This is a genomic window from Agarivorans sp. Alg241-V36 (assembly GCF_900537085.1).
Lineage (GTDB): Bacteria > Pseudomonadota > Gammaproteobacteria > Enterobacterales > Celerinatantimonadaceae > Agarivorans.
Map to the genome: position 1 here is coordinate 229488 of NZ_UNRE01000006.1, position 24645 is coordinate 254132.

Annotated in this window: 23 protein-coding genes; 16 read left to right on the forward strand and 7 right to left on the reverse strand. The window is 45.5% G+C overall.

Annotated features, from left to right (window positions below; genetic code table 11):
• The first annotated feature begins 130 nt into the window (after positions 1-130).
• A complete protein-coding gene (locus G6R11_RS15090; RefSeq protein WP_163133907.1) occupies positions 131-1072 on the forward strand; it encodes a LysR family transcriptional regulator in 942 nt (313 codons plus the stop codon).
• Between the two features lie 21 nt (positions 1073-1093).
• Here the strand turns inward: G6R11_RS15090 and recG are convergent, their stop codons facing one another.
• A complete protein-coding gene (gene recG / locus G6R11_RS15095; protein WP_163133908.1) occupies positions 1094-3175 on the reverse strand; it encodes an ATP-dependent DNA helicase RecG in 2082 nt (693 codons plus the stop codon).
• 161 nt (positions 3176-3336) lie between these two features.
• Here recG and G6R11_RS15100 point away from each other — a divergent pair, with 161 nt between their 5' ends.
• The 4 genes from G6R11_RS15100 to G6R11_RS15115 all read left to right on the forward strand — a co-directional run bounded on the left by G6R11_RS15100 (position 3337) and on the right by G6R11_RS15115 (position 6509).
• On the forward strand, positions 3337-3798 hold the full coding sequence (locus tag G6R11_RS15100; protein ID WP_163133909.1) for a RodZ domain-containing protein: 462 nt from the start codon (positions 3337-3339) through the stop codon (positions 3796-3798).
• Between the two features lie 109 nt (positions 3799-3907).
• On the forward strand, positions 3908-4429 hold the full coding sequence (locus G6R11_RS15105) for a DUF2058 domain-containing protein (RefSeq protein WP_163133910.1): 522 nt from the start codon (positions 3908-3910) through the stop codon (positions 4427-4429).
• A 547-nt stretch (positions 4430-4976) separates the two neighbouring features.
• Positions 4977-5318 (forward strand): hypothetical protein, encoded by a 342-nt coding sequence (locus G6R11_RS15110; protein ID WP_163133911.1) that lies wholly within the window; start codon positions 4977-4979, stop codon positions 5316-5318.
• Positions 5319-5645: 327 nt separating this feature from the next.
• Positions 5646-6509, forward strand: a complete 864-nt coding sequence (locus G6R11_RS15115) for a DUF2971 domain-containing protein (RefSeq protein WP_163133912.1) — start codon at positions 5646-5648, stop codon at positions 6507-6509.
• 70 nt (positions 6510-6579) lie between these two features.
• Here G6R11_RS15115 and pntB read toward each other — a convergent pair whose 3' ends face one another.
• Positions 6580-7980, reverse strand: coding sequence for a Re/Si-specific NAD(P)(+) transhydrogenase subunit beta (gene pntB, locus G6R11_RS15120; RefSeq protein ID WP_163133913.1), 1401 nt, complete (start codon positions 7978-7980; stop codon positions 6580-6582).
• Positions 7981-7994: 14 nt separating this feature from the next.
• Positions 7995-9554, reverse strand: a complete 1560-nt coding sequence (locus G6R11_RS15125; protein WP_163133914.1) for a Re/Si-specific NAD(P)(+) transhydrogenase subunit alpha — start codon at positions 9552-9554, stop codon at positions 7995-7997.
• A 413-nt stretch (positions 9555-9967) separates the two neighbouring features.
• Here G6R11_RS15125 and G6R11_RS15130 point away from each other — a divergent pair, with 413 nt between their 5' ends.
• From G6R11_RS15130 to G6R11_RS21910, 3 genes are all read left to right on the forward strand, one after another.
• On the forward strand, positions 9968-10411 hold the full coding sequence (locus tag G6R11_RS15130) for a hypothetical protein (RefSeq protein ID WP_163133915.1): 444 nt from the start codon (positions 9968-9970) through the stop codon (positions 10409-10411).
• 280 nt (positions 10412-10691) lie between these two features.
• The gene (locus G6R11_RS15135) at positions 10692-10853 is read left to right on the forward strand and encodes a hypothetical protein (protein ID WP_163133916.1); all 162 of its coding nucleotides are present in this window, start codon (positions 10692-10694) and stop codon (positions 10851-10853) included.
• Positions 10854-11376: 523 nt separating this feature from the next.
• The gene (locus tag G6R11_RS21910) at positions 11377-11502 is read left to right on the forward strand and encodes a hypothetical protein (protein WP_016399851.1); all 126 of its coding nucleotides are present in this window, start codon (positions 11377-11379) and stop codon (positions 11500-11502) included.
• A 163-nt stretch (positions 11503-11665) separates the two neighbouring features.
• On the opposite strand, the gene G6R11_RS15140 is transcribed toward G6R11_RS21910, so the two are convergent.
• A complete protein-coding gene (locus G6R11_RS15140) occupies positions 11666-12553 on the reverse strand; it encodes a LysR family transcriptional regulator (protein WP_163133917.1) in 888 nt (295 codons plus the stop codon).
• A 99-nt stretch (positions 12554-12652) separates the two neighbouring features.
• Between G6R11_RS15140 and G6R11_RS15145 the strand changes: the two genes are divergently transcribed.
• The 6 genes from G6R11_RS15145 to G6R11_RS15170 all read left to right on the forward strand — a co-directional run bounded on the left by G6R11_RS15145 (position 12653) and on the right by G6R11_RS15170 (position 17859).
• Complete coding sequence (locus tag G6R11_RS15145) at positions 12653-13852, forward strand: multidrug effflux MFS transporter (RefSeq protein ID WP_163133918.1); 1200 nt, start codon at positions 12653-12655, stop codon at positions 13850-13852.
• A gap of 48 nt (positions 13853-13900) precedes the next feature.
• Complete coding sequence (locus G6R11_RS15150; protein WP_163133919.1) at positions 13901-15196, forward strand: condensation domain-containing protein; 1296 nt, start codon at positions 13901-13903, stop codon at positions 15194-15196.
• Positions 15197-15336: 140 nt separating this feature from the next.
• Complete coding sequence (locus G6R11_RS15155; protein ID WP_163133920.1) at positions 15337-15594, forward strand: GrxA family glutaredoxin; 258 nt, start codon at positions 15337-15339, stop codon at positions 15592-15594.
• 188 nt (positions 15595-15782) lie between these two features.
• The gene (locus tag G6R11_RS15160) at positions 15783-15977 is read left to right on the forward strand and encodes a DUF4250 domain-containing protein (protein ID WP_016399845.1); all 195 of its coding nucleotides are present in this window, start codon (positions 15783-15785) and stop codon (positions 15975-15977) included.
• 58 nt (positions 15978-16035) lie between these two features.
• Positions 16036-16629 carry a porin family protein gene (locus tag G6R11_RS15165; RefSeq protein WP_163133921.1) on the forward strand — a complete coding sequence of 198 codons (594 nt, stop codon included), beginning with the start codon at positions 16036-16038 and terminating at the stop codon, positions 16627-16629.
• A 210-nt stretch (positions 16630-16839) separates the two neighbouring features.
• On the forward strand, positions 16840-17859 hold the full coding sequence (locus tag G6R11_RS15170) for a porin (protein ID WP_163133922.1): 1020 nt from the start codon (positions 16840-16842) through the stop codon (positions 17857-17859).
• Between the two features lie 131 nt (positions 17860-17990).
• Here G6R11_RS15170 and argA read toward each other — a convergent pair whose 3' ends face one another.
• Complete coding sequence (gene argA / locus G6R11_RS15175; protein WP_016399842.1) at positions 17991-19322, reverse strand: amino-acid N-acetyltransferase; 1332 nt, start codon at positions 19320-19322, stop codon at positions 17991-17993.
• A 251-nt stretch (positions 19323-19573) separates the two neighbouring features.
• On the opposite strand from argA, the gene G6R11_RS15180 reads away from it, so the two are divergent.
• On the forward strand, positions 19574-20230 hold the full coding sequence (locus G6R11_RS15180; protein WP_163133923.1) for a TetR/AcrR family transcriptional regulator: 657 nt from the start codon (positions 19574-19576) through the stop codon (positions 20228-20230).
• On the opposite strand, the gene G6R11_RS15185 is transcribed toward G6R11_RS15180, so the two are convergent.
• The gene (locus tag G6R11_RS15185; protein ID WP_163133924.1) at positions 20222-20434 is read right to left on the reverse strand and encodes a hypothetical protein; all 213 of its coding nucleotides are present in this window, start codon (positions 20432-20434) and stop codon (positions 20222-20224) included. The two genes, G6R11_RS15180 and G6R11_RS15185, sit on opposite strands and share 9 nt — an antisense overlap.
• Before the next feature lie 172 nt (positions 20435-20606).
• On the opposite strand from G6R11_RS15185, the gene G6R11_RS15190 reads away from it, so the two are divergent.
• A complete protein-coding gene (locus G6R11_RS15190; protein WP_163133925.1) occupies positions 20607-21431 on the forward strand; it encodes an HDOD domain-containing protein in 825 nt (274 codons plus the stop codon).
• A gap of 57 nt (positions 21432-21488) precedes the next feature.
• On the opposite strand, the gene G6R11_RS15195 is transcribed toward G6R11_RS15190, so the two are convergent.
• Positions 21489-24632 (reverse strand): efflux RND transporter permease subunit, encoded by a 3144-nt coding sequence (locus G6R11_RS15195; protein ID WP_163133926.1) that lies wholly within the window; start codon positions 24630-24632, stop codon positions 21489-21491.
• Between the last annotated feature and the right edge of the window lie 13 nt (positions 24633-24645).

A 24645-nucleotide genomic window follows, 5' to 3' on the forward strand; every position in this document is an offset into this window, starting at 1 on the left:
TGTGCATAAGTTCTACAGTTTATGTGTTGATTCTCAGTAAACGCCTAGCTTCTTCGAAAAATGATGAGCTTAGCGTCATTCGTTGCTAATGTTTAAGGATCATATTGGGGAATCATGCTGGAGGAAGTCGGTGACAAATAGTTCCTTTGAAACCTTAGATTTAAACTTACTAAAAGTGTTTGTGGTATTGGCCCAAGAGCTGAATACCCGTCGCACCGCCGAGCGGATGCATGTGAGTCAACCTGCGATAAGTCGCAGCTTACAAAAACTGCGAGAACATTTTGCTGATGAACTATTTGTACGCGCTCAACACGGCCTAATTGCTACTCCCAAAGCTGAGCAATTGTCACTGAGTCTGCCGGGGATTTTGGCCGAACTGGCCAATGTAGTGGACCATCACAATGACTTTGATCCAGCTAAATTAGAGGGCATTCTAAAAGTTGCCATGCATCCTATGTTGTTAGCGTCGGTGGCTAAGCGCTTGTTTGTGGCACTTCAGCAACATGCGCCAGACTTGCGTTTACAAGTGGCCACTTGGGGCGCCGATACCTGCGAACTCATTCAGCGAGGGCAAATTGATTTTGGTTTATGTTTGCTGCCAGTAGAAGGCTCTAAAGAGCTAGTGCAGCGGCGTTTATGGCGACAGCCTATTTATGTTTATGCCCGCGAAGCTCATCCTATTGGCGACAATATTGTCACTCCGCAACACTTCGAAACTTACTCTACCGCTTTAATTCACGTACCTGGTTGGAGCCCGGCTCGCACCGAGGCAGAAAAGTTTTTAGCTGCCTATGGCGTAGAAGTGACCATTGGGTATCGCTCAGAATTGCCGGGTTCGATTATGGATGTATTGCGGGTGAGTGATTTAGTCTACCCAAGTGTGACTTATTACCCACCAGAAGATATTCCCGGCATTAGGCAATTACAGCTAAGTGAAGACTTTAAAGGTTTAGCGCTGAAATACGATACTGGTTATGTTTTCCACTACCGCAATCGACAAAATCCTCTGTACTTGTGGTTGCAAGAGATCTTGGTTGAGCAATGTCGCGATGAGATTTTTAGCCTTACCTAAGCTATTAACTGATTCTGCTATTTAGGCTTGGGCAAACTGCTCGCGGCCAGCTAACCAGCGGTCAATGAGTGGCTCAATGGCTACCGGCGTTTGCTGTAATAACTGTTTTGCTAAACGCTGGGCTTTACCAATCATTGCTTGGTCACGCACTAAATCGGCAATTTTAAACTCGGCTAAGCCAGTTTGTTTAGTGCCTAAGAGTTCGCCGGGGCCGCGAATTTCCATATCACGTTGGGCAATTACAAATCCGTCGGTGCTATCGCGCAGCACACTTAAGCGCGAGCTGGCGGTTTTAGACAAGGGACTGTGGTACATCAGCACACAATGGCTTTCTACTTGGCCGCGGCCAACTCGCCCACGTAGTTGGTGGAGTTGAGCTAAACCCAGCCGCTCGGGGTTTTCGATAATCATTAAACTGGAATTAGGCACATCAACGCCAACTTCAATCACGGTAGTTGCTACTAACAAATCTAAGTGATGATTTTTAAACTGCTCCATTACCCATTGCTTTTCTTGTGGCTTCATTCGGCCATGTACTAAGCCTATGCGTAAGTCGGGCAATTGTTTTTGCAAGGTATCGGCGGTGTCTTCTGCCGCTTGGCATTGTAAAACCTCTGACTCTTCAATTAGGGTGCACACCCAATAGGCTTGGCGACCATCATTATGGCAAGCCTGGTACACCCGCTCGATAACTTGCTCGCGGCGTGTATCAGGCAGGGCCACGGTTTTAATTGGCGTTCTGCCCGGTGGCAATTCATCAATAATCGACAGTTCTAAATCTGCATAAGCGGTCATCGCCAAGGTGCGAGGGATAGGGGTCGCCGTCATGATTAGCTGATGGGGTAGAGTATTGCTGCCATCTACCGCAGCACCTTTTTCACGCAGAGCCATGCGTTGATGAACACCAAAGCGGTGTTGCTCATCAATGATCACTAAGGCCAGTTTGGCGAACTGTACTTGATCTTGAAAAATCGCGTGAGTGCCCACTACCATTTGCGCTTCGCCGCTGGCTATTCGCTGCATAGCTTGATTACGCGCTTTGCCTTTTTGCTTGCCGGCTAGCCAATCAACCTTAATGCCTAAAGGCTCAAACCAAGCTGCAAAATTAACAGCATGTTGCTCGGCCAATATTTCGGTGGGAGCCATCAGCGCTACTTGGTAACCATTGGCTAAAGCTTGTAAAGCCGCCATTGCTGCTACTAAGGTTTTGCCGCTACCTACATCGCCTTGTACTAGCCGCATCATAGCGTGAGGCTGTTGGGTATCGGCTTTAATTTCGGCCACTACTCGCTGCTGGGCATTGGTAGGTTTAAAGGGCAATTGAGCTAAAAACTGCTGCTCCAGTTGGCTGGCTAAAGGCAAAGCAATTGCGGCTTGGCGCTGCTGTTCTTGGCGCAGCTTTAACATGCTTAGCTGGTGGGCGGCTAGCTCCTCTAGCACCAAACGTTGTTGGGCAGGGTGCTTACCTTCTTCCAGTAAGCTTAATTCGGTGTCTGGTTCTGGGCGATGCAGCAACATCAAGGCTTGGTTTAGATCTAAACCATGGGGGCGTAATGCTGGTGGCAGCCAATCTACTAGCGGATATTGCTCTAAGAGTTTAAAAGCTTGTTCGCTCAATTTACGCAGGTTGAGCTGCTTTAAACCTTCAGTAGTGGGGTAGACCGGGGTGAGTTTTTCATCCATGAGCGGTGCGTTGGCATCGGCAATTATGCTGTATTCCGGATGAATCATTTCCCAGCCATGTTTACCACGCTTTGCCTCGCCAAAACAGCGCATCCATTTGCCCTGTTGCATGGCCGCTTTTTGGCCGTTGTTAAAATTGAAAAAGCGTAGAGTAATGCTGCCGCTGCCGTCGCTAATCCGGCAAGTGAGCATGCGTCGACGTGCGTGAATAGTTTCAACTTTGGTAATCTCGCCATGCACTGATACATGAGCACCATGCAAGAGATCGTTGATTGGCCAAACGCGGGTGCGATCTTCGTAGCGCAGCGGTAAGTGCAGCAGCAAATCGCCTACATTTCGAATATGTAAGCGCAGGAGCTTTTCGGCGAGTTTGTCACCCACTCCCTTAAGTGCAGTAATAGGCAGGCTGCTTAGTTCCACTTAAACCACTGTAAATATGATCATGTACCAAGAGTATATATGAATTTTTCAGCTATTATTACTAATCAAGGGTTTAACTGTATTTGAGGCGCAAAATGCTAAGGTTTCTTTGTAACATAGGTTTGGCTTTGCTGTTAGCTATTGGTGTTATAGAAGCTTGCATGGCAGAGCAAACGGCTCAACCTGCCCAGCTGCATAAACCCGAACAGCCGATTGAACGGCCGATTCCCAGCCACCCCATTGAGCGACCACTACGACCCATTCATCCTATTCGCCCACCGGCTCAGTTGCCCTATCGCTGGCAAGGTGCCCGCACTTATTATTGGGTAGCGCCTAGCGCCCAGTGGCAACCCGAAACCTTACGGCCAAATCAAGTGATTGAGCTAGAAATAGCAGCAGACGATCGCGCCGAACTGCTGCTAATTGATGGTCGCGACAAAGTAGTATTTGATGGCTGGCTAGGCATGGGCGATTTGCGAACCTGGCAGATCCAGCACCCTGCGTCTTTATATTTTTCCAAGATCGAAGGTTTTAGTTTAAAACTTAACGGTAGTGACATCGATTTGTCGGGCTACCCGCAAGATCAGCCTTTATCGCTAACCCTTGCACCAGAGGCTGAATAGGCGGCTAAGAGGTTCAAATTTGCGGTAGCTTCACGTATTATCTAGGCCATTAGTGGCAGCCATGCCGCATTGTAAGTTCATTCATCGAATTCGAAGGTATTGATTTCCTATGGCCAAGTTATCCCTGCAAGAGCAGATGCTTAAAGCTGGTTTAGTTGATAAGAAAAAAGCCAAAAAAGTTGGCAAAACTAATAAAAAGTCTCGCACCTTGGCCAAAGAAGTAAAAGCTGCTGCCGAGCAAGCGCGTACCGAACAGCAACAACGTGATGCCGAGTTAGCGCAGCAGCAAAATGCTGAAAAAGCCAAGAAAGCCGTTGCCGCACAAATTAAGCAATTGATCGAGATGAACATGCTCGACAGAAAGCGCGGTGATGATGGCTATAACTTCACTCATGATGGCGTAATTAAAAAGATATTTGTTACCGATGAGCTGCGTAAGCAGCTAAGCAACGGCCGTTTAGCCATTGTGACCTTAGGTGAAGCCTACGAAGTTGTGCCTACTATTGTGGCGGAAAAAATTGCCCAGCGTGACGAAAGCGTAGTGGTGCTAATTAACGACCCAAGCCAAGATGTGATTGATGAAGACGACCCGTATGCGGATTATCAAATCCCAGATGATTTGATGTGGTAATGAGGTGTTAGATTGAGAAGAAACCGCTACTTAGCGGTTTTTTTGTGTTTGTTATTTGTGTTGCGAACCCACCGTTTAATTATTAGTTCATCGCTAAATCCAGCAGAGGTGGCGACTTAAGCGTTGCTAATCGTATTTCGCTTTCGAAGTACTTTGTTGGCTCAGGTTTCGCCTTGTCGGCGACACACTAAGCTTTGCTTGGCTAAAGCTTAGCAGCAAAAGAAAGGCGGCCTGCATTCCCTTTCACCTTGCGTTTCTTATAAATTAGCGCGTCTTCGCGAATTCGCTTTCGAAGTACTTTGTTGGTTCCGGTTTCGCCTTATCGGCGATGTACTAAGCTTTGCTCGGCTAAAGCTTAGTAGCAAAAGAAAGGCAGCCCGCATCTCCTTAGTTCCTCCGTTGCTCGCAAACAAGGGCACCTTCGGAAACTCGCTGCGCTCAAACAGTCCTCGGTTTAATCCCTTGTTTACTCCGCTACTCGGCGGAGATGATGATGTTTTGAAAGCAGAGCTGTGAGCTTGAGATTTCATTAGTTTCATTCGGACCAATGCTTGGTGTTGGTTCAGGTTTCGCCTTATCGGCGATGTACTTTTCTTTGCTCTGCCAAAGAAAAGTACACAAAAGAAAGGCAGCCCGCATCTCCTTAGCTCCTCCGTTGCTCGCAAACAAGGGCACCTCCGGAAACTCGCTGCGCTCAAACAGTCCTCGGTTTAATCCCTTGTTTACTCCGCTACTCGGCGGAGATGATGGTGCTAAAGAGCAAAGAGCAAAGAGCAAAGAGCAAAGAGCAAAGAGCAAAGAGCAAGACAGCGTAGCTCTTAGCTTTAGGTGTGAAAATGAACTAGGCGTGTTCGCTCTTGATCTTAATCCCCTCATCATCGCCGAGTAGCGCAAGCGAGCGGCGGATAAAGGCAAAACCTGTTTGAGCGTAGCGAGTTGTTTTGGCGCCGCAGTGAGTGAGCAACGCAGGAAGAAGATGATGTTGGGGCAGCCTTTCTTTTTCCTTAGTTTTTCTTTGGCTGTTCAAAGAAAAAGGAAGTCGCCGTCAGGGCGAAATCTGAATTTGAAGCATATTAATTATTTAAATATTTCACTGATGATTCAGGTAAATATAGTCAAAATGATAATACTTAGTTATTGATAAACTGCCATTTGACCGATGTTTCTTAAAGCCTGTAATGTAGCTTAGCAATTAAAGTATAAGGTAATCGACTAAATGAAAGAGTTATATCGTTATAGAAGCTACAACGAAAACACGATCAGGGAGTTGATAGAGAGTGAACTTTGGCATTCTCATGTTCGCCTCCTCAATGATCCCTTTGAGCATCCATTCGAATTTGATTGGAATGAGCTTAAGATCGAGAAATTACCTGAGATTAACAAACATCTAAAAATAATGTCTCATGAAGAACTGACTGAACAATATGCTCAACGTGAACAAAATAAAGTTCTCAATTCCCTAAAAAAGTTCATTGAAATTCAACTTCAAGACCTGGAAAAGAATGCCACAGGAACGTTTATTTGTTGCTTTAGCAGTAAATGCAACGAGCCGTTGATGTGGTCACATTATGCAAATGGTATGACTGGCCTTTGCTTTATCTATGATAAAACAGAGTTATCTAGCCATGAAAAAATAGAGCTAAATCCAATTGATTATAATAAACAAGTCAAACAAATCACATACCGAGATTTAAACTCATCCGTCACAGAACGAATTCAACAATTCAGTTTTACCGCAGGGAAGGTGATGAAAAAAGTCTCGGCTAAAACTGAGTTGCTAAATCACCACTATGCTTATCAAAAACATATTCGCTGGAAATATGAAGGCGAGATTCGTAGTGTGTTGTTTGCTGGCAGTGATGAAGAAAATGCCAAATCAGGTGTGGTGGAAACCGTTTCTGATAAAGCTCTAATTGGTGTGATTATTGGTTCTAAAATGAATAAAACCAATAGAAAAGTTGTTGCAACACTATGTAAGGAACGGGGCATACCAATACACGTTGCTGCTCCCAATAAGAAAGATTACTCAGTAAATATTTATCGCGATGTTGATGACCCTGTTAATTTTGAAGAAAGTTGATGTCACTGCTATCTGGAAGATACAAAAAAGCCGCTCAATGAGCGGCTTCCATCATAAACAAATCATTTGCTTAGATATGAGAAAGGATCTTCTGAACTGTCTCTTTCGCATCACCAAACAACATGTCAGTATTCTCTTTAAAGAACAATGGGTTTTGAACACCGGCATAACCCGTTGCCATTGAACGCTTAAATACCACTACCTTCTTCGCATCCCAAACTTCAAGCACTGGCATACCGGCAATTGGGCTACCTGGCTCTTTAGCTGCAGGGTTAACCGTGTCGTTAGCACCAATTACTAGCACTACGTCGGTAGAGGCGAAGTCTTCGTTAATCTCGTCCATTTCCATTACGATGTCGTAAGGTACTTTGGCTTCGGCTAACAATACGTTCATGTGGCCTGGTAAACGACCAGCTACTGGGTGAATAGCAAAACGAACGTTTATGCCTTTATCACGTAGCTGTTTGGTAATTTCCGCTACTGGGTATTGGGCTTGTGCTACTGCCATGCCGTAACCTGGAGCGATAATCACTTCGTTCGCGTCTTTTAGCATTTCGGCTACGTCTTCAGCTTGCACTTCGGTGTGCTCGCCTTGGTCTACGTCACTAGCTACAACTGTGCCGCCTTCTGAGCCAAAGCCACCTAAGATTACGCTGATGAACGAGCGGTTCATTGCTTTACACATGATGTAAGACAGAATTGCACCCGAGCTACCTACTAGCGCGCCGGTAATAATTAGCAAGTCGTTGCCCAGCATGAAACCGGCTGCCGCTGCTGCCCAACCAGAGTATGAATTAAGCATTGATACAACTACTGGCATGTCGGCGCCGCCGATAGCAGATACTAAGTTGTAACCAAATACAAAGGCGATAAAGGTCATGATAACCAGTGGCCACATAGAGCCGCTATCCATGAACACACTACCTAGGTAGAATGATACCACAATCATGGCTAGGTTTAGCCAGTGAGCACCAGGAAGCGCTTTAGGGGCACTGCTAATAAGGCCGCGCAGTTTACCAAATGCTACTACTGAACCAGTGAAGGTTACCGCACCAATAAAGATACCTAAGAACACTTCAACGTCGTGAATAGACTTAGCCACTGGGTCGATAAGACCGGTTACTGAGTCAATTAACGAGCCGTGATCAATGGCGCTTGAGAAACCTACTAATACCGCTGCCATACCTACAAAGCTGTGCAGAATTGCCACGAGTTCTGGCATTTCGGTCATTTCAACTTTAAGCGCTAGGCGGATACCGATTGCGGCACCAATACCCATGGCAAGAGTAATAATCCAGCTACCACCGGTTACTTGGGTGCTAGCAAGTGTGGCCAGTACGGCGATAACCATACCGATAATGCCAAAGATGTTACCGCGTTGGGCGGTTTCTTGTTTACTTAGGCCGGCAAGGCTGAAGATAAACAATAGGGCAGCGATTAAATACGCTGCAGAAACAATACCTTGAGACATGTGACTTTTTCTCCTTAGTCGTCTTTACGGAACATTTTCAGCATCCGCTGAGTCACAGTAAAACCACCGGCAATATTAATGGTGGCGATAAGCACAGCGATACCGGAGAGCAGTAATACTACCCAGGAGGTGTCGGCTTTCATTTGCACTAAGGCACCCACAATAATAATGCCGCTAATGGCGTTAGTTACACTCATTAATGGAGTGTGCAAGGCATGTGTTACGTTCCAAACTACGTAGTAACCCACTACACAGGCCAGCAAGAACACAGTGAAGTGTTGTACAAAGTCTGCTGGTGCTACATTGGCTACCCAAGCAAAAGCAGCTGCGCCAGCGGCTGCTAGAGCAGGTTTTAGCCAAGGTTTGCTAGGTTTTTCTTCTTCCACTGGAGCCGGCTCTACTGCAGGTGCTTCGGCTTTTGGCTGAGCACTTACTTGAATCGCTGGTGGTGGGAAGGTGATTTCGCCATCTTTAACCGAGGCTACGCCACGTAGAACTTCGTCTTCGAAGTCGATATTAATTTCGCCATCTTTTTCTGGGCTTAGTAACTTAAGTAGGTTTACTAAGTTAGTACCGTATAGTTGGCTAGCTTGTGCTGGTAAACGGCGTGAGATGTCGGTTAAACCAACAATGGTTACGTCATGTTTAACGGCAATTTCACCAGGTTCGGTTAATTCACAGTTACCGCCAGTGGCTGCGGCTAAATCCACAATCACGCTACCTGGCTTCATTAATTCAACCATGTCGGCCAAAATCAGTTTAGGAGCTGGGCGACCAGGAATTAACGCCGTAGTAATAATGATATCTACGTCTTGAGCTTGCTCACGGAACAAGGCCATTTCAGCTTCGATAAAGGCGGCGCTCATTTCTTTAGCGTAACCATCACCGCTGCCGGTATCTTCTTCTTCGTAATCAAGCTCTAGGAACTCGGCGCCCATAGAGTTAATTTGTTCTTTAACTTCTGGGCGAGTATCAAAGGCGCGCACAATAGCGCCTAGGCTACCAGCGGTACCAATGGCCGCCAAGCCGGCTACACCTGCACCAATAACCAATACTTTAGCGGGTGGTACTTTACCTGCGGCAGTAATTTGACCAGTAAAGAAGCGACCAAAGTGGTTGGCGGCTTCTACTACCGCGCGGTAGCCGTCTACGTTAGCTAGTGAGCTGCGCGCATCTAAAGACTGGGCACGAGAAATACGTGGCACCATGTCCATGGCTAATAAGTTAACCTTGGCAGCTTTGAATTTTTCTAGTAACTCTGGATTTTGTGCAGGCCATGCAAAACTGGCTACCGTTGCGCCTTCCTTTATAAGGGCAAGTTCGTCAGTGGTGTTGTCGCTTCCATCTAGTGGAGCATTTACCTTAAAGATAAGGTCAGCTTGAAATGCTTGCTCTTTGCTTACAATTTCTGCGCCTGCTTCGCTGTAAGCGTCATCATTAAAGCTGGCTGCTGTTCCCGCGCCGCTTTCCACTGCCACAGAGAAGCCTAGTTTTAGCAACTGCTCTACGGTTTTTGGGGTGGCGGCTACCCGGCTCTCCTGGTCGAAGATCTCCTTAGGTATTCCGATTTGCATAGTGTGTTCCTGCTAATGGTTGTTATGTTGAGTTGCTGTGTTGGCAACACGTCGCTGTTTATTAAATGTTTGTTAGCTACTGCATGTTAGCTAATTTTTCGCATTTGGTGTGCTATGAAAGAAAACTACGGCCTAACAGTCAAGTAACTTCGCACAAAAGTATCGCTTATTTCCATTGGTCAAACCAATTTGTAAAGTTTATCGGTGTGATAGGTTATGCCTAGGTGTAATTAGGTTAGCAAAATGTAAAGCCGCTCTTATGTAAAAACCTTGTAGTGGCATGGAAATAGCAAGAACCCATTAGCTCTACTACTCTTTAATAAAGGTATCTTAACGAGCTTGTTAAGGTAGGTGTTGTAAGCCAAAGCCAAAGAGGAAGTAGTTAACTAAACAATTGGTGCTTGGAGGTGGTTATGGGTATTGCATTTTCTTTAATGATTGCAGTATTGATGTGGGCAAACTTAGTACAGGCAAAGCCTACACTGGCGTTCGACTTTAGTGTGGAGAACGAGCTCGAGCAACCCAAAGCAGCTAATGATTTATTTAATGATATTAACTGGTTACAAGAACAGCAGCTCAATGCTCGAAGCACTAATCGCAATCAGGTGGCTACTAACACTACCGAGCAGTCAGAGTTTTTACGTTACCAACAAGTGCCGCAATGGCGCGCCAATTGGCGAGGTGGAGTGCGTTGGCAGGCCCAGCGTAATTGGTTGTTTCGCGCGAAAGGTAATCGATTGTCCAGCCATCTAACCTTGTCGAACAAAACCCTATGTGCTATTTGCAAAACGCAAATCGATACCACGGTTTGGAAAGACGGGCACGTGCAACTGCAGCTTAAGTCTTACTTTGAATAGTTACCGGTGTATTGAAAGAGGGCTAACGAGGTGGTGACAAGTACTCGCTGAGTTATTGCTTATCACTAATTGCCTAGGCAGCTATTTCCAGTACATTGTCGCAATTAGGTACTATAGAAGAACGAGATCTGCTCATTTTTTTATGTTACTCCCTTATGTTTTATTCTCGGCTGTTTCCTGCTCTAGTCTAAGTATCGTGAAATTCTTACTTTAATCGGCATTTTGATATAGCTTAAGCGCGAATCATCAAGATATACTCCTAAAAAAAGAGGAGATTATCTTGGGCTATTTGCTGTTGGCCTTAATGCTTGTATTTGTTTTACCCGCGGTAAGCTTTTTTCTTGGTTACATCCACCTTTATCTAGAATATGGCGTGGTGGTGTCGGCAACCATTATTGCATTATGGCTTTTCTTCGATTTTGTGAAAATCAAAAAGCGCTAGGGCTCGCGCTATCAGTGGCCTGCGCTCCAATCGTATAAGTATGTTTATTGTCACTAGTCTGTTTTGTGAATAATTATTCACCCGGTTGTTTTGGGTCGCTAAGCCTTATGTAAGTGACTGATTCAACTATTGTTATTTTTTCTGCAAATTACAAATATAGCCAAACGCATATAAAATTCAGTTTTGTCATATCAAATAGCTATAAGTGATATTTTTCGACATTTGGCAGTATTTTTAACTCGTTGATTTTTAAAGATATTATTTTTTGGTGATTTGGCTTGCATCCCCAAAGTGGTAAATTAGTACTTCACATTTCTAGAAAAAGCCTATAGATTACCTCCCGCAAGACTGAGCTAGATCAAGAAATGATTGGCTAAATGGAATTTTTACTGATTATTTCTTGTGCAATTTTTATTCACTAGCTAGCCTTACTTACGCAAGTGGCAATAAGCAAAATATAACGAGAAATTAAACCAAACATTTAACTTTTTCACCCTTGCAACAACTTAGGAGATTTATCTAAATGGAACAAGATCAACAACAAACGATGCGTTGTTTTGCAACTGGTAAAGGTTTTTTTGTGCGCCTTCCAATCAGTGAAGATATCGAAGCAAAAGAATGTGAATCAGATGTTGAAGCGGCCGAGTAAACTACTCAGTAGTTGCCTTTTTAACTCGTGACTTGAATTTACGCTTGTTACATCCTAAACCGCTAGCCTTGGCTAGCGGTTTTTTTATGCCTGACCTTTAGTTGTCCAGTGCAGAGGGCTTCGCTTCAACCATACTTCTAAAGGCTGAGTTGCCAGCTGCTATTTAACTAATACCGTCTTGGGTTTGTTCTCGTAGGTGTTGCAAGAAAGCGCTGATATTGGGATTCTCATAGCGTTGCGCCGGATAATAAGCACATACGCTACGTTGTTCTGAAAGTAGCCCCGGCACCACTTCTACTAATTTGCCGTCTAATAGCTGTTGTTGAACTAAATCTTCTGAGACTAGCACCACGCCCATATGGTGAACCGCTGCTTGAATCGCTGCCAGCGGGTCGTGAGTAACAAAACGTGAAGCCTGGTTTAGTACGGTACCCTCATTAAACTTAACCCCGCCAGCTTTGATTTGACCTTGTACTAGTAGCAGCGGTAGGGCTTTGAGTTGCTTGGCTTGGCTTATTGGCCCGCAGGAGGCTAAGAAATCGGGGCTGGCGAAGCATTTCACCGCGTAATTAAACAAATGCAGCATGCGGTAACTGGTACTGTCAAAATTGTCGAGCTGTCGGGTTACCACTATATCGAGCGATAAATCGGGGATCTCGCCTGGCTCCACTTCCATCAGTTCGATATTAAGGTGGGGATGTTGCGGTAAAAAAGAGGCAATTAGCGGCGTTACAAATAAGCTGCCCGACACCGCAGGCGCGCCAATACTTAGATTGCCGGTTAAACCGCGTGGGGAGGGACCAAGCTGCTGGCGCATATTATTAAATTGGCTCAACCAATCACAGCTTTGCAGGTAAAAGTGCTGACCTTGCTCGGTGGCCCGAACCCGCCGCGTGGTGCGCAATAGTAGTTGGCAATGCAGTTGTGACTCTAACCAAGAGATACGTTTACTGCAGGCAGAGGTAGTGATGTTTAATTGCTGGGCCGCTTGCACAAAGCTGCTGCTCTCTACCACTGCTACGTAGGTTTGTACTGCATTTAGCCAATCCATTAATTCACTCCTAGATTGATTGTTTCCCATTGGGAAATAAACAGTGTCTTTGATGAATGATTATCCGCTTTTAGCTTTGTTTTACAATGAGTGACGCTGATGTATTGGAGTTTATTAGTGAGCTATTCGCGGATCCCGCTGTTTTTTTCTATCGCTTTTATTGCCTGTTCCCAATTAACCAATGGGCTACTTGCGCCTGCTTTACCGGAAATGGCCACTCATTTTGCGGTAGACGAGCATTTAGTGCAGCGTTTAATTGTGGTGTTCATTTTAGGCTTAGGGATCTCGCAACTTTTTTATGGACCATTGGCAGATAGTTACGGCAGACGACGAATTTTCTGGTTAGGCCAAGCCATCTTCTTGTTAGGCAACTTGCTGACATTTTTGGGCTTTAATAATCTTGATCTGCTGTTAGTGGGGGTAATGATTCAAGGCCTAGGCGCGGGCAGCAACCAAATCTTAGCCCGCTGTTTAATTAGCGATAGCTATCGCGGCAAAGAGCTTAAACATGGCTTTGCCTGGTTAGGCATGGCGGCGTCGGTTATCCCAGTACTCGGGCCGGTTATTGGTGGCATTGTCACCGCCTATTGGGGCTGGCACTATTTGTTTGTGATTATTGGTATTGCTGGAGCAAGCTTATTAATCATTGCTGCCAAACTCTTACCAGAGACTCAAGTAGAAGCCGGCCCGCCGCTTAACATGAGCAGAGTGTTTAACGACTACCTAAACTTGGCCGCAGATCGCCACTTTATTCACTATTCTAGTTTTGCTTGGATCGCTAGCATTGGCTTGATGTACATGATCAGCAGCGCACCATTTGTATTGCAGCATGATTTTGGCTTGTCGGCGGATAACTTTGGTTTGGTGATGATAGTGCCAGCAGCAGGTTTGGCTTTGGGCAGCGCTTTTACCCGTCGCTTTAACGGTCGCTGGCCAGAACAGCAAATTCTACTATTAGCCTCTGTGCTGCCTTTTATCGCAGCCTTTATATTGCTGACTCAGGCTCACTCTTTATTTTGGGTGGTTGCAGCGATGAGCTTAATTAGCATTAGTGTTGGGGCGATTTACCCGATATCTCAATCAGGGTTATTTGCTCACTTTTCTGGCCAAGCAGGCACGGTGTCTGCCTTAAGTGGCACGACACAAATGACCCTTACCGCCTTAGCCGTTGGTGGTTTAACTAGCGCCTTTATGCCAAGCCCAAGTGCGATGGCGATCATATTTAGCGTGATGGCTGTTGCCTTAATCCTCAACATGGTGATCCAGATAGTGAAAGTGAAAGCGCCAACTATGCAATGATTGCTGCTTATTGAGTTATCTGCAGTTTGCTTGCCTTAGGGGGTTTTGATGACGATTCGCCAATTGGGAAAAACCGAGTCTTTGTTTGCCGAATTAACCAGCACTGGTGCCATGTTAGTAGTTAATGCGGTGACAGTGACTGGAAGGATCAATGCTCACTTTATTCCACGAATTCATCAACTATTGCAACTTCGTCACCCGTTCTTGTCACTTTGTTTAAATCAAGTTGCACAACAATGGCAGTGGCAAGAGTGTGCTAGCCAGCCAGAGCTTGAGGTGGCAGAGATTGATGAAAGCAAGTTGCCATTTACTCAGGCACTGCGTGACACCATGCAGCAACAAACTAATACGCCGCTTGAGCTTGGCGGTCCGCTTTGGCGGGTATCGGTATTGCTAGGCCAGCAGCAATCAGCCTTGGTAATTAGCATGCACCACAGTATTTGTGATGGCTTGTCGGCGGCGTCTTTGTTAGCCGAGTGGCTAGAGCGACATCAGCAAGTGGCTCAACAAGCGGTGCCAGATATTCAGCGTTTAAGCATTCGTGCTGGTGTGCATCAAGCCTTGGCTTTAGATGAGTACTCTGATGACGATAACCCTTTCGCCACTCCGATTAGTCCGGCTCAGGCAGGAGTATGGCTCAACCAAGCTGGATTAAAACAAAGGCAACAAAATAAACTCGAATTATTGAGTTTTAGTCAGCAACAATCCCAGCGTTTATTGGCGATTAGCCGTCAGCATCAAGTAAGCCTTACCATCACGCTTTATTGCGCTGCTATTGAGGTAGCGGCAAAGATTGCTCGTTCACCGGTTAGTGCAGTAAGTGCTGGCGGTAATGCGAATGTTCGACCCATCGTAGAGCCTCCGGTAAATCATCAAGAACTGGCGTGTTATGTGTCGATGTTTTCCTTTGAAGTAGCTAGCGATTCATCGCAAGGTTTTTGGCAACGCGCACTAAAGATTAAACAAGCCTATAAAGAGAAAGTAGACTCTGGCCTGCACTTGGTCTCGTGTAATGATAATTGGTGGGAGGCTCAAGCGCCGCGCCGTGCCGATGATGAAATGCAGCAAGTCGCTGGCAGGTTCAATTGTTTGCACTTATCTAATCTGGGGTCTTTAGAGCGTGTGTTTGGCTCATTAGAAAATTCTGGATTAATACCTCAGCAATATTACTTTACTGCCGCTCAACATTTGGTTGGGGCCATATTTTGGCTTGGCGCGCAAAGTGTAGCTGGCGCATTGAGCCTTACGGTTAATTGCGTAGAGCCGATGGTTGATCAAGCAATGCGTAATGAGTTCAGCAGCTTACTTAAACAGCGCTTGTTAGGCTTAATTGACGACCATTGAGTGGTGAAAGATTAAGCCCAAACACAAGGTCCATAAGATTTGATAGCTAGTACCTATCGCTAACAATGAAATATTCGATTTTTTTATTTAGTAGCAAGCCGCTATAGTAGGGCTAATTCACAATGGTTTTGGAGTTTAAGATGTTTGCAGTAATTTTTGGTCGTCCTGGTTGCCCTTATTGTGTTCGTGCCAAGCAGATTGCCGAGCAGTTAAGCGAAGCACACGAAGACTATAACTTCCGTTATGTTGATATTCATGCTGAAGGCATCTCAAAAGCCGATCTTGAAAAAACCGTAGGTAAGCCGGTAGAAACCGTGCCACAGATTTTTGTTGATGAACAACACGTAGGTGGCTGTACGGAATATGAAGCACTAATGCGTGAAAAGTTTGATATCTAATAAGATAGCGAGACAAGATTAGCTTACTAAAGCCCGGCACTTGCTGGGCTTTTTGTTGGGTTTTTGCTTGGTCCTCCCTCAAGTAAACAAAAAAATACAGCATTGTTGCGAGTGCTTAACTACAAAAGTGAGGATTGTTTAACTAAGCTCAAATTAACTCGATGCAGCCAATAGATGAGGAGTTAATTATGGATGCTAGCTATATGTTGAACCTCGAAGCCAACATCTTATTAGGTATTGTGAACGAGAAGCTACGCCTAGAATGCAATAGCCTAGAAGACCTAGCCTTAACCTTTGGTTTTGAAGAGCGTTCTTTAGCGCGCCGTTTAGAAACCATTGGTTACCACTACGATGTGATTACTAATCAATTTAAAGCCATTTAATCTTGGCATAAGTAACTGAATGTTAGACACTGTTGATGTGTCTAACAGGAGGTTTAAGATGCTAAGAAAAATTGGACTTTTATTAACGTGTTGTATTTCGCTGCCCGCGCTGGCTGATATAAGTATTGGTGCTGGTTATACCTTTGGTGGCGAAATGACCGACCTAGACACCGAACAGACCTACTCTGTCCGCTCAGCCCCTTCTTATATGGCTGCCTTTGACTTTGCGACTAGCCGTGGTGAAAATCGCAAACGTGAGACTTACGAAAACTATGTGGGAGCGCTAGTGTCTTGGCAAAACACCGAGATGGACGATACGGCCACAACTGATGTTGACGTGGTATATGCTCACTTAACCGCATCACGCCGTTGGCAATATGAAAACTTTGAAACCTTTGCTAGCGGTGGCGCAGGTGTTACCCATTTTGCTGCCAGCCCTGGTAGCGATACCCAACGCTTTTCTATTAGCTTAGGTGGCGGTTACTTTTACCACCTCACCGAAAACCTCGATTTAAAGCTAGAAGGCCGACTGTATGGCACCTTTGTGAATGAAGGTACCAAGATTGAATGCGGCCCTGGTTGCCAAGTTACTTTTGTTGGCAGTTATTGGTCTCAATTAGGCCTAAATTTGGGGCTAAACTACCGATTCTAGCACTGCTTGATAGCGATATAATATTCTAGTAAGCGCTGATAAACATCAGTGCTTACTAAATAAAACGCTTAAAAAATAAACTCTTACAAACTATTCAACAAAGTTCCGCTGTCATTAATCTTTAATATTTCAGTCACCTCGCTGTCATTTTCTGACCCTAAGATTTGTTCAACTTTTACTTGATGTACTTCACATTTTTTAGGGATTAAAATGAAAAAGCTTACTATTATCGCTCTAGCGGTTGCCGCTGCTTCTGGTTCAGCTAACGCTGCTAAAGTTTACGAAGACGAGAAACACGCTGTTGATTTATACGGCCGTATCTACGCTGGTTACACTGCTGGTGACGATGCTGGTAAATCTGACAACTTTGGTGCAGACCAATACGTACGTTTTGGCGCTAAAGTAAAATCTCAGTTTGGTGAGTCAAACTACGCTTTGGGCCGTTACGAGCTTCAATTAGAAAACAACGGCGAAGGTGACAACACTTCTGCAACTAAAGCACGTTTAGCTTACGCTGGTTTCGGTGGCAACTTTGGTGAAGTAACATTTGGTCGTAACTACGGCGCTCTTGAGTTAGTAGCTGATTGGACTGATTCAAGCTACGTTAACCCTTACGGTAACTCTGCTATCGGTATTAGCTCTAGCCGTGAAGAAGGCATTGGCCGTTCAGACAACGTTCTAAAATATGCTGGCGAGTTCAACAACTTTGAACTTCACGCTTCTTACAAGTTTAACGACAACCAAAAAGATGAGACTACTGGTGCTAGCCAAGACAACTCAGCTTACGGTATCGCTTTAGCTTACGGTTTCGATTTTGGTCTTGGTCTAGGTGCGGGTTACAACATTGCTAACAATGGCGATGCTAAAGACAGCACAATGGCTTTAGTTGGTGTTAACTACGATGCAAATGGTGTTTACGCTGCACTTAACTACTCTATGGGCGAAAACAACAAAGCCTTTAAACTTCACGGCTCTGACGCCAAGAACGACCACACTGGCTACGAGTTAGTTGCTGGCTACAAATTCACTAAAGCGTTCCGCGCTCAAGCTATGTGGAACAAAGCTGAAGTTGAAGCAGAAGGTTCAGCTAAGTACGATGCAGTTGATTACTACACCATTGAAGGTCGTTACAACCTAACTAAACAGTTACGCCTTGTTGCTGCTTACCAAATCAACAACATTGATGACGCTGAGAACGAGCTCCACTTCGCTGCGCGTTACGACTTCTAAGAGAAATAGAATCTCACGCTAAGCGCCTACTTAGCGTGCTTCCTTAACTTCTTATGTTTGTCTTTTTACCAGCTCTTTTATAGAGCTGGTTTTTTGTTTAGTGGATTAGCACTATGACGCTGATAGGTCGCTTAGTGAGTGATATCCATCATCAAGATTTTGGAGCGCCGCTGTAGGTTGTAAATGGCTTGCTTTTCGGTAGGTAGATCTTCAAAGTCGGCAGGTGCAAAGCCGCGTTCTCTAAACCAATGAATGCTTTTAGTGGTTAGCACAAACAGCTTGCTCAAACCTTGCTGGCGGGCGCGTTTTACAATGGCTTGCAATAAGCGATCGCCTCGGCTGGCTTGACGATATTGTGGGTGGCTAACTAAACAGGCCAATTCGCCTATATTTTCTTGCTCAAAGGCATACAGCGCAGCACAGCCAATGATCATGCCGTCACGTTCAACAATGGTAAATCGCTCAATTTCCATTTCAAGTAGTTCGCGTGAACGACGTACCAATATACCTTCTTCTTCCAATGGTCTTATTAGCTCGATAATACCGTTAATATCGTCCAGTCTGGCTTCTCGCACCCGCTCGTAGCTGTATTGAACGAGCTGCGTACCACTGCCGTCGCGGGTATAGAGTTCTTGCAATAGTGCGCCGTCTTGCTGATAGCTCACTAAGTGGCAACGATCTATGCCTCTATCGCTACATTGAATAGCCGCGCGTAAATAGCGCAGCGTATCTTTGTCGGTCTCGCGTAAGAAGGGTTCTGAGCGCATTAACTGATTGGCGGTGTCGGGTAACAATTCGCTTACCAATTGTCCTTTGTCGTTATGAATACCTTGCTCTGGGCAGAAGTAAATCACTTTGTCCGCTTTTAACGAGACTGCGATTTCGGTAGTAATGTCTTCCGAGCAAATATTAAATAACTCGCCGGTGACCGATACGCCCAAGGGAGACACCATCACTATTTCGCCATGGTCTAATTGGCGTTTAATGCTTTGGTGATTAATGCGCCGTACTTTACCGGTGTGCAAAAAGTCGATGCCATCTTCTACGCCAATCGGTTGGGCTACTACAAAGTTGCCGCGAACCACGTTGATATGCGCTTGATGCAAAGGAGAATTGACTAAACCCATAGACAGTTGGGCTTCGATATCCATTTGGATTTGGCCAACCGCTTGTTTAATGATGTTAAGGCTGCGCTCGTCGGTGATGCGCTGCTCGCCGGCAAATAAACAACTATGCTGATGCGCCGCAATGAGACCATCGATTTGAGGACGTGCACCACATACCAGTACAATTTTTACCCCAAGGGTTTTAAGTAGCGCGATATCTTGAATGATGTTGCTAAAATTGCCACTGCTGCTGGCTTCGCCGCTAAGCATTACAACAAAGGTTTTGCCTCGGTGGGCATTAATATAAGGTGCCGACTGACGAAACCAGTTGACTAAATCTTCGGCCGAGCGGTCCAAATTCTTCTCCGTGAATAACTAGCTATTAGATCTGACTAATGAGTCAGATATTTGTGTATTGTTGCATATTCCTTAGCATTGTCGAGCAATAAGTTTTTCTTCGTGACAAAACCTATACACAGTTATCTTATGCAAGAGTTGTTTAGTTAGGCTATGTGGAGTATAAGCTGCTGTATTATCTCAGCTAAGCTTCATTTAATTTGGATTAGCTGAAGGAATTTAGATGATGTTTATATCAATGAGAGGTGTATATGGAAAACTATGTCGTACCTGAGCATTTGGCCATGCGTAAGCTGCCAAGCCAAGAGCGAACCAGGCGACTAGTGGAACACATCTTAGATAGCACTTTGTCTCTTATTAAAGAACAAGGCATGGCATCGGTAAATACTAATCTTATTGCCCAATATGCCGAGATAGACATTGCTTCTTTATATCGTTTCTTTAAGAACAAAGAGGCGATCTTTTTTGCCCTCGCCAAGCGTTGGTTTGAAACAGTGCAAGAGGTGGTTGAGCAACACAACTTTCAACATGCTGTTGGTAATATCGTTGAATATAAAGACAGTACCCAGTTTCGGATTAATCAACTGCCAGAAACAGAGGTAATGTTGGTGAGTTTTCATGAACTGTTTACTCACGACCAAGACTTTAAAGCCTTAGAAAGTTGGCACCGCGAAATTTTGATTGGTTACAGTAAGCGTTCATTTATTGAAAATGGCTCGAAGTGGGACGATGAAGCCCTAACCAGTGTTTGTTTGTATTTGTATGGTTTCACTCGAAACTTTATGGCAGGGACGGTTGGTTTTAGTGCCGAAGAACATCAGCATCAATTTACTTGGTTTCAGGTGATGTTAAATGAAGTGCGTGAAATGGTGTTGTTAGGCGAGGTGCCTGAGCAGTTTTCACGCTAAGGCGTCACTCACAATATGCGCTTGGCTGGCACTGGGATACTCTTGTTCGTCTACCAAGCGTTCTGCACCTAGGCAATGTAACCACGAACCATAATCTAAGGTTTTGTTTCCTAAAATTAATTCTTTTAGCACCGGTTCTGATAAACCTTGAGTAATTGGTTTACAGCAGGGCCAAGTTTTCCTGCCATTTTGTGCTATCGTCACTGTATTTTCCGCGCCTATAAGGTCAAACTATTCCGCATATAAGATTCAGTGTGGGTCAATTTGGTGATAAACAACTTAGTTTGTTACATCAATGTGAAATGGCGCTCAATTTTTGACCAATTGGTAAGTGAAAGCATGCAGTGCTTCACACTATTTTTTTAGGGAGTAATCCATGGAACTGGAAGCCTTTTTCCAGCAGGTAAAAAAACTGCCAGTGATGCCGCAAATTATGCAGGAATTGCTGACCAGCATTAACGATGAGAATGTCGATTTACATCAGTTAGGTAAAAAGCTCGCCACTGATCAATCTTTAGGTGCCAATGTACTGAAAATGGCCAACTCGGCGGCGTTTCGCGGTATTAAGCAAATTGATTCTATTGAAGCTGCGGCAATTCGCCTTGGTTTAAAGCGGGTTCGCTCATTGGTGGTTGCAGCAGGTCTTAATGGCATGATGCCCAGTAAAAACTTTGACCAGCAACAGTTCTGGAGCCAAGCCATGTATGTGGCTTTGTTAGCGCAGGCGCTCGCCAAAAGCACTGATATAGAACCTGAAATGGCCTTTACCTGCGGTATGTTACATAACTTTGGCGAGTTGCTGATTGCCAGCGCCACTCCCGAGGAAGCAGGCCTAATCGAGTTAAGTTTAGAAACTGGCGAAACGCGGGTTTCGGCGCAGCGTCAAACCTTAGGTTTAGACTATGCCCAAATTGGCGGTGAGTTGGCTCGTCGTTGGAATTTTTCTCCGGTGATCACGGATGCCATTGAACAACAACTTAATCCAATGGATTTTGAAGAGGTATCTAAGCCAGCAGTATTAATACGTTTGGCTATTTTTGCTCACCATGCGCTTAATGCCGGTTTGAGCAGTGAGATGGTGGCGAGTAACCTACCTGCTCCTTTGTGCGAATTGGTCGGTGTTGATAAGGATAAAGTGACTGAATTTATTGCCGAGGCTGTAGAGCAGGGCGAAGAAATGGTAAGCACTAGCGTGGCTTAAACGTTCGCGGTTTGAATGAAAAAGGGATTAGCTAAGCTAATCCCTTTTTTGTTACGACTAATTACTGGTTTGCTCAAATCCCCGTAACCACCATCGCTTGGCTTGTTTAAGTCCGCGTTGAGCATCTTCTAACAATAGGTAGTTAACTGGCACTATTAGCAAAGTAATCATGGTGGCGAAAATAATGCCAAAGCCCAGTGATACCGCCATAGGGATTAAGAATTGAGCCTGAGTGCTTTTCTCAAAGATAAGCGGCATTAAACCGGCAAAGGTGGTAAGCGAGGTGAGTATTACTGCCCTAAAACGGGCCACGCCAGCATTGGCTACCGCAGTCATTAAATCCACCCCGTTTTTACGCTGGCGGTTAATGTAATCCACTAGTACCAAGCTGTCGTTTACTACTACACCGGTCAGCGCCAACATGCCCATCATGCTCATAATAGTTAAAGGCATGCCCATGATCATGTGGCCCAAAACCGCACCCACCGCGCCGTAGGGGATAATTGACATCACCACTAAGGGTTGCCAGTAAGACGCAAAGGGAATTGCCAGTAAACCGTAGATCACAAACAGTACAAACAACATACCAAAGCCCAAACTGCTAAAAGATTCTCGCTGTTCCTTAGCTTCGCCTTCTAGGCTAGCGTTTACCTGTGGGTAGGCCACCAAGGTTTGGCTTAACCATTGCTGTAGCTCGGTTTTTATCACCTCAATATTGGCTTGCTCTTTATTCACATCGGCGCGGATATTTTGAGTGCGTAGGCGGTCAATGCGAGTAATGGTGGCCGGGCTTTGTGAAGGGGTGACGCTAGCCACCTCACTAAAGGGCAGCTCGGCGCCATCGGGGGTACGAATCAGCATATTATTAAGGTTGTATTGAGAGCGGCGTTCGCTGGCGGGATAGCGGACGTAAACCTTCACGTCTTCGCGGCCACGTTGAATGCGTTGTACCTGATAGCCAAAAAAAGCACTTCTTACTTGCTGGGCCAAATCATTTAAGCTTAAACCGAGCGCTTGGGCTTGTGGCTTAATGTTGAGTTGCAGCTCCAATTTGCCGTCGGCCAAGCTGTCTTCTACATCAAATACCGCTGGGTACTCTTGTAGTTTTTGCTTGGTGAGCTCTGCCACCTGAGCCATCGCCGCAAAATCGTTACTGCTGAACTGCACATCTAAGGGCGAGCCACCGCGGCCGATTTCTGCCCTAAAGGTTAGGCTTTCTGCACCAGGTAAGCTGCCGATAAGTTGTCGCCATTCTCTCACTAGTTCGCCACTGCTAATTGGATTAGTGCGCGACTCCGGCGGTTCTATTTCAAATATCACTCGGCCTTTATTACTTTGGCCACTGCCCGAACCACCGCTAGAACCACTGGTGGCCAAAATATTTAAAATTACGCTGTCGCCGGTTTCTTGGTCTCGGTATTTTTCTTGTAATTCTAGGGCTGCGCCCAACATCCGATTGATGTAATCGTCGGTAGTATTAAAGGCGGTGCCCGCTGGCATCACTAAGCTAGCGCGGGCGGTTTCACTGGGTACTCTTGGGAAGAAAATAAAGCGTACCCAGCCAGAGGTGGCTAAAGACAATACCACCACAAAAACACTGATGGCGATGGCGGCGCTAAGCAGTCTTCGAGACAAAGCCGCTTTTAACACTGGCTTATAAAACTTGATGATGGCGGACTCAAAGCCATTGGCAAATCTATTTTGCCAATAACTAAAGCGTCCCGGATTTTTGCTCACCGGTTTAATGTGTTTCAAGTGGGCGGGTAGAATCAGCTTTGATTCCACAAAGGAAAATAGCAGCACCGGAATAACAATCAGTGGGATTTGCGCAAATATTTTGCCACGCACTCCATCAATCATCATTAACGGCATAAAGGCTGCGATAGTTGTAAGCACGCCAAAGGTAACCGGCACGGCGACTTCTTGAGTACCTTTAATGGCCGCGTGCAGTGGTTCTTCACCCGCCTTTAGGTGGGTATAGATGTTCTCACCGGTGACAATGGCATCGTCCACCAAAATCCCCAGCACCATAATAAAGGCAAATAGCGAGATAATATTGATGGTGACATCCATGGTAGGCATCAACAACAGGCCACCCATAAAGCTAATGGGAATACCTATACATACCCAAATCGCAATGGCTGGGCGCAGGAAGATAGCCAGTAACAAGGCCACCAATAAACAACCTTGAATGGCACTGTTTTTTAGGGTGTTTAAACGGGCTTTTACTATTTTGGCGCTGTCTCGCCAATAGTTTAGCGAGATGCCTTGCGGCAAATAAGACTGCTTATCGCTAATGTATTGTTTCACCGCATCGGAGATGGCAATGGCGCTTTGATCGCCTACGCGATAAACCTCAATCATCACCGCCGGTTGATTGTTAAAACGGTTCTCGATGGGGGTTTCTTCAAAGCCATCTACCACCGTAGCAATGTCGGATAAGCGAATGCGGGTACCGTCGGCGCGGCTAATGATTAGCAAGTTGGCAAACTCATCACCTACGTAGGCTTGACCTTTGGTACGCAGTAGTATTTCGCCGCCTTGAGTTTTCACCGAGCCGGCAGACAAATCTAAAGACGCTTGGCTAATGGTTTGCGCAACTTTACTTAGCTCCAGCCCGTATTCGCGGAGCTTTTGCTCCGAGACTTCAATCGAAATCTCATAGGGCGCTACTGAATCCAGTTCAACTTGAGTGAGTTCTGGTAACTGCAATAATTCATCGCGAATTGATTCTGCCACTAAGCGCAATTCGCTATGGGCTAAGTCACCAGATACTGCAACGGTAATAGTCTCGCGTTTGCGTTGAGTAAGGCTAACCACTGGGCGTTCTGCATCGCTAGGAAAGGTATTAACGGCATCGATTCGCGATTTAATATCGCTCATTACATCGCGGGTATCGTAGCGCGAGTTAATCTCGGCGCTCACTCGAGCAGCGCCTTCTTGCGAGACTGAAGATATTTGGTCTATGCCTTCAATGTCGCTAATTGCTTCTTCGATGCGAATGGCTAGGCTTTCTTCACTCTCCTCTGGGCTAGAGCCCGGTAGGGCGATGCTTACATTAACCATGTCCAGTTCAAACTCAGGGAAAACCTCTAGCGGTAAACGAAATTTGGCCGAGTACAAACCTAAGCCGATGATCAGCACCATTAGCAAGTTGGCGGCAACGTGGTTGCGAGTGAACCAAGCAATTAAGCCATGCATAATAGTTCTCTCC

Coding starts and splice junctions, on each gene's coding strand:
- G6R11_RS15190 (WP_163133925.1), top strand. CDS start 20,607: ATGGAACTGGAAGCCTTTTTCCAGCAGGTAAAAAAACTGCCAGTGATG.
- G6R11_RS15165 (WP_163133921.1), top strand. CDS start 16,036: ATGCTAAGAAAAATTGGACTTTTATTAACGTGTTGTATTTCGCTGCCC.
- G6R11_RS15100 (WP_163133909.1), top strand. CDS start 3,337: ATGGCAGAGCAAACGGCTCAACCTGCCCAGCTGCATAAACCCGAACAG.
- G6R11_RS15155 (WP_163133920.1), top strand. CDS start 15,337: ATGTTTGCAGTAATTTTTGGTCGTCCTGGTTGCCCTTATTGTGTTCGT.
- pntB (WP_163133913.1), bottom strand. CDS start 7,980: ATGTCTCAAGGTATTGTTTCTGCAGCGTATTTAATCGCTGCCCTATTG.
- G6R11_RS15170 (WP_163133922.1), top strand. CDS start 16,840: ATGAAAAAGCTTACTATTATCGCTCTAGCGGTTGCCGCTGCTTCTGGT.
- G6R11_RS15110 (WP_163133911.1), top strand. CDS start 4,977: ATGCTTGGTGTTGGTTCAGGTTTCGCCTTATCGGCGATGTACTTTTCT.
- G6R11_RS15160 (WP_016399845.1), top strand. CDS start 15,783: ATGGATGCTAGCTATATGTTGAACCTCGAAGCCAACATCTTATTAGGT.
- G6R11_RS21910 (WP_016399851.1), top strand. CDS start 11,377: ATGGAACAAGATCAACAACAAACGATGCGTTGTTTTGCAACTGGTAAA.
- G6R11_RS15130 (WP_163133915.1), top strand. CDS start 9,968: ATGGGTATTGCATTTTCTTTAATGATTGCAGTATTGATGTGGGCAAAC.
- G6R11_RS15105 (WP_163133910.1), top strand. CDS start 3,908: ATGGCCAAGTTATCCCTGCAAGAGCAGATGCTTAAAGCTGGTTTAGTT.
- G6R11_RS15145 (WP_163133918.1), top strand. CDS start 12,653: ATGTATTGGAGTTTATTAGTGAGCTATTCGCGGATCCCGCTGTTTTTT.
- G6R11_RS15195 (WP_163133926.1), bottom strand. CDS start 24,632: ATGCATGGCTTAATTGCTTGGTTCACTCGCAACCACGTTGCCGCCAAC.
- G6R11_RS15140 (WP_163133917.1), bottom strand. CDS start 12,553: ATGGATTGGCTAAATGCAGTACAAACCTACGTAGCAGTGGTAGAGAGC.
- G6R11_RS15115 (WP_163133912.1), top strand. CDS start 5,646: ATGAAAGAGTTATATCGTTATAGAAGCTACAACGAAAACACGATCAGG.
- G6R11_RS15180 (WP_163133923.1), top strand. CDS start 19,574: ATGGAAAACTATGTCGTACCTGAGCATTTGGCCATGCGTAAGCTGCCA.
- G6R11_RS15150 (WP_163133919.1), top strand. CDS start 13,901: ATGACGATTCGCCAATTGGGAAAAACCGAGTCTTTGTTTGCCGAATTA.
- G6R11_RS15125 (WP_163133914.1), bottom strand. CDS start 9,554: ATGCAAATCGGAATACCTAAGGAGATCTTCGACCAGGAGAGCCGGGTA.